Below are 9,871 nucleotides of genomic sequence, written 5' to 3'. Positions count from 1 at the left end.
CCCCCCCCGACCCCCCCCCGCCCCGCGCGCCCCGCCCCCCCCCGCCCACGTGGGGCAGCACCAGCAGGTGGAACGAGGGCGGGCCGACCGCCACCTCGACCCGGTGGCGGCGGATCAGCGCGGCGGCGGCCTCCGGGTCGGGCAGGGCCCGTTCGTCGGGCAGCACCGCCGTGCCGCCGCCGCAGAGCGTGTGGAACAGCATCAACAGCGGCGCGTCCCAGGAGAGCCGGGAGGCGGTGAAGGTGGTCGCGGCGGGGTCCTCGGCGCGGGAGGCGACCAGGTGGGCGAGCGCGCCGCGGGAGACCAGGACGGCCTTGGGCTCCCCGGTGGTCCCGGAGGTGGTGACGGCGTAGGCCGGTGCGGTCGGGGGCACCACGGCGTCCGACCGGCCGGCGGCCACGGCCGGAGCAGGGGCCGGTCCGCTCTCGGCCACCGCCGTGACGGGCTGCCCGCAGCCGGCCGTCAGCTCCCGCACGGCGGCGGGCGGGGTGGCCGGGTCGCCGTCGTCGTACACCAGGACGGCGCAGCCGCTGTCCCGCAGCAGGGCGCGCACCATCGCGGCGGGGCGATCGGGTTCCAGGACGCACCAGGCGGCGCCCAGCCGCAGCGCGGCCAGCATGCCGACGACGGTGCGCACGCCCTGGCGGCGGTGGATCAGGACGAGCCGGCCGGGGGCGACCCCGACGGCGGCCAGCCGATCGGCCAACACCATGGTTTCGACATCGAGTTGACGATACGTCAGGCTCTGCTCGCCGACCGCCACGGCGGTCCGGTCGGGCAGCGTGCGGAACCGTTCCCGGATCAGGTCGAGTACGTCGGGGGCCGGACGGCCGGCGGTCACGGGCGGGTCCCGTAGGCGTGGAAGCCCAGCCCGGTCTTGCGGCCGAAGTGTCCGCGCCGCACCAGGTCGAGCAGCAGGTCGCAGGGCCGGAACCGTTCGTCGCCGGTGGTCTCCAGCAGGACGTCGAGGGTGTCGACGATGGTGTCGAGCCCGATCAGGTCCGCCGTGCGCAGCGGGCCCATGGCGTGGCCGAAGCACTCCTGGAAGATCAGGTCGACGGTCTCCGCGTCGGCCACGCCCTCCTGCACCCGGGCGGCCGCGTCGTTGACCATCGGCATCAGCACCCGGTTGGAGACGAAGCCCGGCGAGTCGCGGACGACGTGGGCGCGGCGGCCGACCCCGGCGAGCAGAGCAAGGGTGGTCTCCAGCGTCCGGGCGGTGGTGGCCGGGCCCCGCACCACCTCGACCGTCTCCTTGAGGTAGGCGGGGTTCATGAAGTGCGTGGCGAGCACCCGGTCGGCCCGGTCGGTGTAGGAGGCGAGCCGCTCGACCGGGATCGCCGAGGTGCAGGAGGCGAACACCGCGGCGGGGGCGCAGACCCGGTCGAGCTCCCGGAGCACCTGCTCCTTGACGGCCAGTCGCTCGGAGGCGCACTCCACCACGAAGCCGGCCGCCGCCAGCCGCCCGAACTCGTCCGTCCAGTCGACCAGTTCGACGGTCTCCGCCGCCGAGGGGCGGGCCTCGCCAGGGGCCCCGGCACCAGCCTCACCGGGGGCCGGACGGCGGCCGAGCAGCCGCGCGGCGCGCAGGCCGTCCCGCAGCCGGCCGGGGCCGGCGTCGAGGGCGGCCCGCTGCCGGTCGACCACCACCACGGGGTGCCCGGCCGCGGCGAAGACCTGGGCGACGGCGGTGCCCATCGTGCCGGCGCCGACGATCCCGACCGGGATCCGGTCGGTGCGGGCCGCCCGGGCCTCGCCTGCCTCGCGGTTCTGGGTGTCTTGCGGGTGCACGGTGTCCTTCCTGGTCACGACGGATTGCGGCCCGGTCACGGCCGGTTCCGGGCCTCGGGGGCCTCACGGGTGGCAGGGGCGTCGGGCGCCTCGGGGGCCTCGGGGGCCTCGGGAGCGGAGGGGGCCTCGGGGGTGATCAGACGCAGGTGGCCCGGCGGCGAGGGCGGCGGGGCGGCGGGCGGGTAGCCGAGCAGCAGCCGCCCCTCCCCCTCCTGGCCCACCACGGTGAACCCGGCGAACCGGAGGTTCACCAGCATCACCCGGTTGACGTCGGTGGGCACGAACTCGGCCAGCGGGCGGCGCCCTTCGGCGAGCGCCGCGCGCACGACGTGCCCGATCAGCGCCGGCCCGATGCCCCGGGACATCACCCGGCAGGACAGCAGGAGCAGCCGCAGCACCTCGGCCGGCCCGGCCGGGCCGTCGCCCTCCCGGTGCCCGGTCCGCTCGCTCAGCGCGAGGCCGATGGTGCCGTAGTCGCCGAACCGGTCGGTCAGTTCGGCGACCAGCACCCGGTGGTCGGGCGAGTCGCACAGGGCGCGCAGCTCCGTCAGGCCGTAGGTCCGGCCGGTGGTGTTGAGCTGGTGGGTGCGGACGGTGAGCTCGTGGGCGCGGGCGAGGTCGTCCGGACCGGCCTGACGGATCGTCAACTCCAGCCCCAGGGAGGCGAGGAACTCCTCGGGGGTGCCCTGGTGATCCTCCCGGGCCTGGGTGCGGAGCGCCTCGCCGCGGTAGCGCAGCCGGCGTTCGCGGGCGTCGGCGGTGACGAACTCGGTCCGGAACTCCGGCAGTTCGGCCAGCGCGGCGACCTGCTCGGCCGGGTAGCAGCGCACCACGGGGTGGGCGGCGGCCACCTCGGCGCGCTCGACCGGGTCGTTGTCGACGAAGGCCACGGTGTCCAGCCCGATGCCGATGGCCTCGGCGATCCGGCGCACCGCGCCCGACTTGGGCCCCCAGCCGATCTCCAGCACGGTGAACAGCTCGTGCAGCCCGAGCCGTTCCAGGTGCGCGGTGGCGACGGCCCGGTCGCTCCGGCTGGCGACGGCGTGCAGGACGCCGCGCTCGTCCAGCGCCCGCAGGGCGGCGGTCGCGGCGGGGAACGGCGCCGGGTCGTCGCCCTCCAGCACGGTGCCGTCCCAAAGAGTGTCGTCGAGGTCCCAGACCAGGACCTTGACGGTCGGCTCCGCCCTACTCGGCTCCGCCCCACTCCGCTGCGGCCCCGGTTGAGCCCCAGTCATCGGCGCACCCCCTGGCGCAACAGGCGGTCGGCGATGTGCAGTTCGGCGACCTGCGGGCTGCCCTCGATGATCTCCATCACCTTGGCGTCCCGGTAGAACCGGCCGGCCCGGACGCCGGGCTCGCAGCCCGCCGAGCCGAGGATCTGGACGGCCCGGTCGGCGACCGCCTTCGCCGCCCCGGCCGCCGCGTACTTGGCGACCACGGTCTCGGTGGCGGCGCCCAGCGGCGAGCCGGCCCTGGCCTCGGCGGCCCGCTCGGCCAGCGCCCGGGCGGCCGCCGTGTCGACGGCGGAGCGGGCGAGCAGCGAGCGCACCAGCTGGTGCCCGGCCAGCGGCACGCCGCCCTGGACCCGGTGCGCGGCGTGCTCGGCGGCGTCGGCCAGGCAGGCCTCCGCCATGCCGACGCAGCCCCAGGCCACCGTGAACCGGCCGTGGTCCAGCGCCACGGCGGCGGTGTGGGTCAGGCCCAGCCCGGGCGGCGCCACCAGGTTCTCCCGGGGCACCCGCACCCGGTCGAAGGTGAGGTGGGCGATCCGCGCGGCGCGCAGGCCGAGTTGGCCGCTGACGGGCTCGCGGACGATCCCGGGCCGGTCGGCCTCCACCAGGACGGCCGTCGGGCCGGCGTCGGTGCGCCCCAGCACCAGGAACACGTCGGCGCTCTGCCCGAAGGTCACCCAGCGCTTGGCGCCGGTGACGACCAGCCGTTCGCCGTCGTCCTCGATCCGCGTGCCGACCTCGGCGAGCGCGCTGCCGGCCTCCCGTTCGGTGGCGGCGAAGCCGGCGAGGCGTTCGCCGGAGGCCAGTGCGGGCAGCCACCGCGCGCGCTGCTCCTCGCCGCCCCAGCGCAGCAGCGCCGCGGCCGTCATGCCCTGGACGGTGAGCAGCGCGCGCAGGGCGCCGCAGACGCCGCCCAGGTGCGCGACGGCCTCGCCCAGCTGGGCCGGGGTGGCGCCGGCGCCGCCGTGGCGGGCGGGCAGGTCGAGGCCGAGCAGCCCGGCGGCGGCCACCGCGCGGACGGCCTCGTCGGGCAGCGCGCCCTGCTCGTCCCAGCGGGCGGCCTCGTCGCGGACGGCGGCGGCCAGGTCGGCCGCGGCGCCGACCGCCGAAGCCCCCAGGTCGGACGGGGCGGACGGACGGGTCTCGCTAGCCGTGGGCGGCACAGCCGGCCCCCGTCTCCTCGCCCGTGCCCAGGCCGGCCCGCTTGCGCTCGACCAGCGCGGCGATCCGCTCGGCGGTGCGGAAGGAGTCCAGGTCGAGGTCGTCCACCTCGATCCGGATGTCGAACCGCTCCTCGACGAAGACCACCAGCTCCAGCGCGAACAGCGAGTCCGCGAGCCCCAGTGCGAAGTAGTCCTCGTCCGGCGCCACCGGCCGGCGCAGTGCGACGGTCAGGAACTCCCGTATCTCGATTGCCGTGTCGGTCACGCGGTGCTCTCCCAGGGTCCGATTTCCACCAGCAGCAGGTTCCAGGCCGCCACCGGGCTGACGTTGACCAGGACGACCCGGTCGCCCTCGGCCAGCCGCCCGTTCGCCAGCGCCGTCCAGAGGTTGAGGAAGACGTCGTTCGGCCCCAGGTGGCCGTACCGGGCCAGGTTCTCCCGGCACTCCGGCAGGAGGTCGACGCCCAGCGACTCCGCCAGGAAGCGCAGTCCGCCCGCCGAGAGGTTCTGGCTGGCGTAGCCGGCGACGTCGGCGCGGTCGAGGCCGTGCCGCTTGAGCAGCCGCTCCAGGAGCGCGGTGAGCCGGTTCCTGGTCTCCACCGCGAGCCGGAAGGAGTAGCCGGGCAGGTCCCGGCACTCCTCCTGCCAGCTCTCCCAGGGGCGGTCCCGGTAGTCCACCCGGAAGAGGTCCCAGTACGCGCCGTTGGTCTCCTGGACCAGGTCGAGCACCCGCACCGGGCCGGTGCGGGCGAGCAGCAGGGCCTGCCCGGCGTCCCCGTTGACGGTGACGGGGTGCCGGTAGCGGCCGGGGGTGGCCGGGGTGGAGGCGTGGGCGACCAGGACGTGCCGGACGTCAGGGTCGGCGGCGAGCAGTCCGCGGGCGGCGAGCAGGGCCGGGCCGAGCGAGACGCAGCCGAGGCCGCCGACGCCGAAGGTGACGGCCCGGTCGGCGCCGAGCCGGGCCTGGAGCCTGGTCGCCTCGGAGCTGAGCAGGGTCTCGGGGGCCCGGGAGTCGACGACGATCAGGGCGTCCAGGTCCTGGGCGGCGAGCCCGGCGCCGGCCAGCGCGCTGCGGGCCGCCCGCTCGGCCAGCCCGGTCGGGCCGAGCTCGCGATCGACAGCCACGGTGTCGATGCCCAGGCCGGCCAGCGTGGTTCTGCGCTCGCCGGCCAGGCCCGCCAGTTCGGGCAGCTCGCCGACCGGCACCCGCTGCTCCGGCAGGTGCCAGGCCGCCTCGCGCACCGCGAGCGGCGCGGGGGCGCCACCCGTCCTCGTCGTCACCATGCCGTGTCCTCGACTCTCCGCTGTCTGTCCGCTGTCCGTCCGGGCGTCCGGCCGTCTCTCGGTGCCGCCCCGGCCGCATTCCGGGCAAAGCCGGGGCGCGGCTCAGGCACTGCGCAGGCAGCCGTCCGCCGCCGACTCGGCGTAGGCCTCCCCCAGTTCCCGCACCGCCTCGGCGACGCCGCTGCGGGGCACCCCGGCGTACCCCACCACCAGGGCCGGCCCGGACTGCCAGGACCGGTGGTGGTAGGAGCGGCCGCCGCGCACCAGCACCGAACGGCGCAGCGCCCGGGCGACCAGCGCCGCCTCGTCCACCCGGTGCGGGAGCTGGACGTAGGCGTGCAGGCCGGCGAAGGCGCCCACGATCCGGGCCCCGGGCAGCCGGCGCCGCACGGCCTCGTGGAAGACCTCGCGGCGGGCCCGCAGCCGTTCGCGCTGGCGCCGCAGGTGCCGGTCGAGTTCGCCGCCGTCCAGCAGTTCGGCGAACGCGTGCTGGGTGAACACGTCGCAGCCGAGGTCCCGTTGGGAGCGGACCTCCTCCAGGCGGCGGCGCAGCCGGGGCGGGGCGACCAGCCAGCCCAGCCGCATCCCGGAGGCCAGCGACTTGCTCGCGGTGCCCGCGTAGAGCACCCGGGAGGGGGACAGCCGTTGCAGCGCGGTGGGCCGGCGGCCGTGGTCCAGCCAGAGGTCGCCGTCGTAGTCGTCCTCGATGATCCAGCCGTCCACGTCCTCCGCCCAGCGGACCAGGGCGGCCCGCCGCTCGGCGCTGAGCACGGCGCCGGTGGGGAACTGGTGGGCGGGGGTGACCAGCACCGCGCGGGCGCCGGTGCGGGCGAGCGCTGCCACGTCGATGCCGTGCTCGTCGACCGGGACGGACGGGCAGTCCAGGCCCGACTCGACGATGAACTGGCGCTGCTGCGGGTGGCACGGGTCCTCGACGGCGAGCGCGCCGAGGCCGGTGCGGGGCAGCGTGGCGCAGACCAGGCCGAGCGTCTGGGCGAACCCGGAGACCACCATGACGTGCTCGGGGGTGGTGTGCACGCCGCGCGCCCGCCCGAGGTAGCGGGCGAGTTCGGCGCGCAACGCCGGGACGCCGGACACCGGCGGGTACCCGAGGTCGCGCGGGCCGAGCCGGCGCGCGGCCCGCTGGTAGGCGGCCAGCCACTCGCGCTGGGGGAAGGCGGAGGCGTCGGCGCCGCCGGCCCGCAGGTCCCAGCGGATCACCGGGGCGGGGCGGGCGTCGCCGAGCAGGGTCGGCATCCGGGTGCCCCGGTCCAGGTGGGTGGCGACCCGGGTGCCCGATCCCCGGGTGGCCTCCAGGTAGCCGCCGGCGACGAGTTGCCCGTAGGCCTCGACGACGACGCTGCGGGACACCCGGAGGTCCTCGGCGAGCTGACGGCTCGACGGCAGCCGGGTGCCGGGGTGCAGCGCCCCCTCGGCGATCTCCCGCTTGATGCCGTCCCGGATCTGGGCGGTCAGCGGGAGCACGTCCTCCCGTGCCACGTCGATCAAGGTGTTCCAGGGCATGTTTGGCTCCTCCCTCCCCCGCCCACGGCGGCCCTGTTAAAGCCCTGCGGACCTGTTAAGCCCTGCCCGGCCCGCCGGCCCTAGCGGGCCTCGGACAGACCGGACCGCTCGGTGTCCAGCAGCGCCCGCAGGCACGCGACCCGGACGGCCCGGCCGACGGCCTCGCCCTCCTCCTCGGCGATGCCGACCCCCCAGTAGGAGTGGGAGTCCACGACGATCTCGAAGGCGGCGGTGACCGCGTTCAGCGGTGCGCCCGCCCGCTCCACGACGAGGCCCTGGATGACGGCGTCGAGCCCGTAGCCGGCCACCGCCTCGGCGGTGGCCCCGCTCCAGCGGGTGTCGCCGGGCTCCGCCGCCAGCGGCTCCGGCTCCGGCAGGCCGGGCACGGTCTCGGTGCCCAGCGCCACGTACCGCTCGACGAAGTGTTCCCACAGCTGGTCGCCGGTGATCTCGCCGCCGATCTCCTCGCAGACCGCCTGCATCTCGGCGGCGAAGTCGATCTGGAGGCGGCGCGGCAGCTCGATGCCGTACTCGGTGCGCAGCAGGTGGGCGATGCCGCCCTTGCCGGACTGGGTGTTGATCCGGATCAGCGCCTGGTAGTCGCGGCCGATGTCGCGCGGGTCGATCGGCAGGTACGGCACGTCCCAGACCTCCTGCCCGGACTCCTCGCGGGCGCGCAGGCCCTTGGCGATGGCGTCCTGGTGGGAGCCGGCGAAGGAGGTGTAGACGAAGTCGCCGGCCCACGGGTGGCGGGCGGGGACGGGCATCTGGTTGCAGCTCTCGACGATGCGGCGGATGCCGTCGATGTCGCTCAGGTCCAGCATCGGGTCGACGCCCTGGGAGAACAGGTTCATGGCCAGGGTGACCAGACAGACGTTGCCGGAGCGCTCGCCGTTGCCGAACAGGGTGCCCTCGACCCGGTCGGCCCCGGCGAGGACGGCGAGTTCGGCGGCGGCGACGCCGCTGCCGCGGTCGTTGTGCGGGTGCACGCTGAGGATGGTGCGCTCGCGGTGGAGCAGGTTGCGGTGGGTGTACTCGATCCGGTCGGCGAACTCCTGCGGCGGGAACACCTCGACGGTGGAGGGCAGGTTGATCCGCAGCGTGTGCGCGGCCCGCGGGGCCCAGAAGTCGAGGACGGCGTTGCAGAGTTCGAGCGCGTAGTCCGGCTCGGTCTGGGTGTAGGACTCCGGCGCGTACTGGAGGTAGATCTCCGTGCCGGGGATCGAGTCCTGGAGTTTGAGGGCCTGTTCGGCCCCGTCGAGCGCCATGGCGGTGGTCTGCCGGCGGTCCTTGCGGAAGACCAGGCGGCGCTGGACCTCCGAGGTCGGGTTGAAGATCTGGAGGACGGCGCGGGGCACGCCCTCCAGGGCCTTGACGGTGCGTTCGATGAAGTCGCCGCGGATCGGTGTCATGACCTGGACGACGACGTCGTCCGGGATCGCGCCGGTGTCGACGAGGTGGCGGAGGAAGGCGTGGTCGTCCTGCGAGGAGGTGGGGAAGCCGACCTCGATCTCCTTGAACCCCATGGCGACCAGCAGGTCGAACATCCGCCGCTTGCGGGTGATGTCCATGGGGTCGGTCAGGGCCTGGTTGCCGTCCCGCAGGTCGACGCTGCACCACAGCGGGGCCTGTTCCGCGCGGCGGCCCGGCCAGCCGCGGTCGGGCAGCCCGACCGCCTGGTACGGCTGGTACTTCCGGACCGGCATCGCGCTGTGGCGCTGGATGCCCTGGTCGCGGGCGGGTGTGCCCTGCGGCGTGTCCGCGTCGGTGGGTTGAGCGGTCATCTCTCCTCCACAACGGTGGTCTGGACGTCTTGTGGGGACGCTCTGCTAGCTCTGCTAGCTCTGCTAGGCGGGCCAGGAGCTGAACTGTCTCCTCCCGTAGAGCAGCGGCGACGCGTCGCTGAGCTCGGTGATCCGGATGACCTCGCCGAAGACCATCCGCTGGCCGCCGACGGGGACCAGCTGGCTGACCCGGCAGTCGGCCACCGCGTGGGCGTCGTGGACGAGGTGGGGTCCGCCGGCGCCGGGGGGCAGCCGCCAGGTGGTGGCGTCGAACCGGTCCGGGTCGCCGGAGGCGAACAGTTCGGCGGTGCCGCGGCCCTCGGCGTGCAGCAGGTTCACCGCGAACTGGCCGCTGCGCAGCACGGCCTTCAGGGTCGGGCTCTCCGCCCGCATGCCGACCAGCAGGGTGGGCGGTTCGACGGTGACGCTGCACAGGGCGGAGCAGGTCATGCCCCAGGGCCGGCCGGCGTCGTCCAGCGAGGTGACGATGGCGACGCCGCTCGGGAAGCCGGACATGAAGGTCCGGAAATCGGAGGGGGTTGAGGTGACGAGTTCCACGTGATTCACCGCTCGACTGGGTAGGGGACCGGCTCCGCGGTCCGGGGCGCGTCCACGCTCGCCGTGCGCCGGTCGATGACCCACAGCAGCGGGCCGCTGAGCACCGTCGTGAACAGGGCCATCACGACGAGGGCGAGGAAGAGCGCCGGGGTGAGGATCCCGGCCTGGTAACCCGTCTGGAGGACGGCGAGCTCGGTCAGGCCGCGGGCGTTGAGGAACACCGCGATCCGCATGCTCTCCACCGGGGGCCGGCCGGCCGCCCGGGCGCCGTAGTAGCTGCCGACCAGCTTGCCGAAGATCGCGAGCACCACGGACAGGACGACGGCCTGCCAGGAGAACACGCTGAGCGGCGCCGAGGCGAGGCCCATGCCGGTCACCGTGAACAGCAGCGGCAGCACGATCCGGCCCCAGCCGCCGACGGTGTGGGCGGCCCTGGTCCAGGGGCCCGGGGGGGGGGGCGGCCCGCGCCGCGCGGCGGCTCCCACAGCGCGGGCGACCCGGCGGGGTGGGGGCGACCCCGGGGTGTGGGGGCGGA

At 75.5% G+C, this 9,871-nt stretch carries 10 protein-coding genes; all 10 read right to left on the bottom strand.

Translation table 11 applies throughout. The annotated features are described in order from the left end of the window. Positions 1-841, bottom strand: an 841-nt coding sequence (locus ACFV6I_RS16340; RefSeq protein WP_380425835.1) for an AMP-binding protein, incomplete at its 3' end; no start/stop codon positions are given. Then, positions 838-1,809 carry a 3-hydroxyacyl-CoA dehydrogenase family protein gene (locus tag ACFV6I_RS16335; protein WP_380425833.1) on the bottom strand — a complete coding sequence of 324 codons (972 nt, stop codon included), beginning with the start codon at positions 1,807-1,809 and terminating at the stop codon, positions 838-840. The genes ACFV6I_RS16340 and ACFV6I_RS16335, both read right to left, overlap by 4 nt. Positions 1,810-1,826: 17 nt before the next feature. Then, on the bottom strand, positions 1,827-3,026 hold the full coding sequence (locus tag ACFV6I_RS16330) for an HAD-IIIC family phosphatase (RefSeq protein ID WP_380425831.1): 1,200 nt from the start codon (positions 3,024-3,026) through the stop codon (positions 1,827-1,829). Beyond that, positions 3,023-4,186 carry an acyl-CoA dehydrogenase family protein gene (locus tag ACFV6I_RS16325; RefSeq protein WP_380425829.1) on the bottom strand — a complete coding sequence of 388 codons (1,164 nt, stop codon included), beginning with the start codon at positions 4,184-4,186 and terminating at the stop codon, positions 3,023-3,025. The genes ACFV6I_RS16330 and ACFV6I_RS16325 overlap by 4 nt, the downstream gene beginning before the upstream one ends. Beyond that, complete coding sequence (locus tag ACFV6I_RS16320) at positions 4,170-4,451, bottom strand: phosphopantetheine-binding protein (protein WP_079135959.1); 282 nt, start codon at positions 4,449-4,451, stop codon at positions 4,170-4,172. The genes ACFV6I_RS16325 and ACFV6I_RS16320 overlap by 17 nt, the downstream gene beginning before the upstream one ends. Beyond that, positions 4,448-5,470 (bottom strand): 3-oxoacyl-[acyl-carrier-protein] synthase III C-terminal domain-containing protein, encoded by a 1,023-nt coding sequence (locus ACFV6I_RS16315; RefSeq protein WP_063349716.1) that lies wholly within the window; start codon positions 5,468-5,470, stop codon positions 4,448-4,450. The genes ACFV6I_RS16320 and ACFV6I_RS16315 overlap by 4 nt, the downstream gene beginning before the upstream one ends. Before the next feature lie 102 nt (positions 5,471-5,572). Further along, positions 5,573-6,994, bottom strand: a complete 1,422-nt coding sequence (locus ACFV6I_RS16310; protein ID WP_350880968.1) for a PLP-dependent aminotransferase family protein — start codon at positions 6,992-6,994, stop codon at positions 5,573-5,575. 80 nt (positions 6,995-7,074) lie between these two features. Next, positions 7,075-8,778 (bottom strand): 2-isopropylmalate synthase, encoded by a 1,704-nt coding sequence (locus ACFV6I_RS16305; RefSeq protein WP_380425827.1) that lies wholly within the window; start codon positions 8,776-8,778, stop codon positions 7,075-7,077. Between the two features lie 63 nt (positions 8,779-8,841). Then, a complete protein-coding gene (locus tag ACFV6I_RS16300) occupies positions 8,842-9,294 on the bottom strand; it encodes a flavin reductase family protein (RefSeq protein WP_063351481.1) in 453 nt (150 codons plus the stop codon). Positions 9,295-9,341: 47 nt separating this feature from the next. Then, positions 9,342-9,871, bottom strand: a 530-nt coding sequence (locus ACFV6I_RS16295; protein ID WP_380425825.1) for a cation:proton antiporter, incomplete at its 5' end; no start/stop codon positions are given.

This window comes from Kitasatospora sp. NPDC059803, assembly GCF_042732255.1.
In the GTDB taxonomy this organism is placed as follows: Bacteria; Actinomycetota; Actinomycetes; order Streptomycetales; family Streptomycetaceae; genus Kitasatospora.
The sequence above is the reverse complement of the archived record's forward strand: the minus strand, read 5'-3'. Positions and strand labels throughout refer to the sequence as shown.

Bases quoted from the DNA above. Each gene is read 5' to 3' on its own strand.
- ACFV6I_RS16310 (WP_350880968.1), bottom strand. From the start codon at position 6,994: ATGCCCTGGAACACCTTGATCGACGTGGCACGGGAGGACGTGCTCCCG.
- ACFV6I_RS16300 (WP_063351481.1), bottom strand. From the start codon at position 9,294: ATGTCCGGCTTCCCGAGCGGCGTCGCCATCGTCACCTCGCTGGACGAC.
- ACFV6I_RS16315 (WP_063349716.1), bottom strand. From the start codon at position 5,470: ATGGTGACGACGAGGACGGGTGGCGCCCCCGCGCCGCTCGCGGTGCGC.
- ACFV6I_RS16330 (WP_380425831.1), bottom strand. From the start codon at position 3,026: ATGACTGGGGCTCAACCGGGGCCGCAGCGGAGTGGGGCGGAGCCGAGT.
- ACFV6I_RS16305 (WP_380425827.1), bottom strand. From the start codon at position 8,778: ATGACCGCTCAACCCACCGACGCGGACACGCCGCAGGGCACACCCGCC.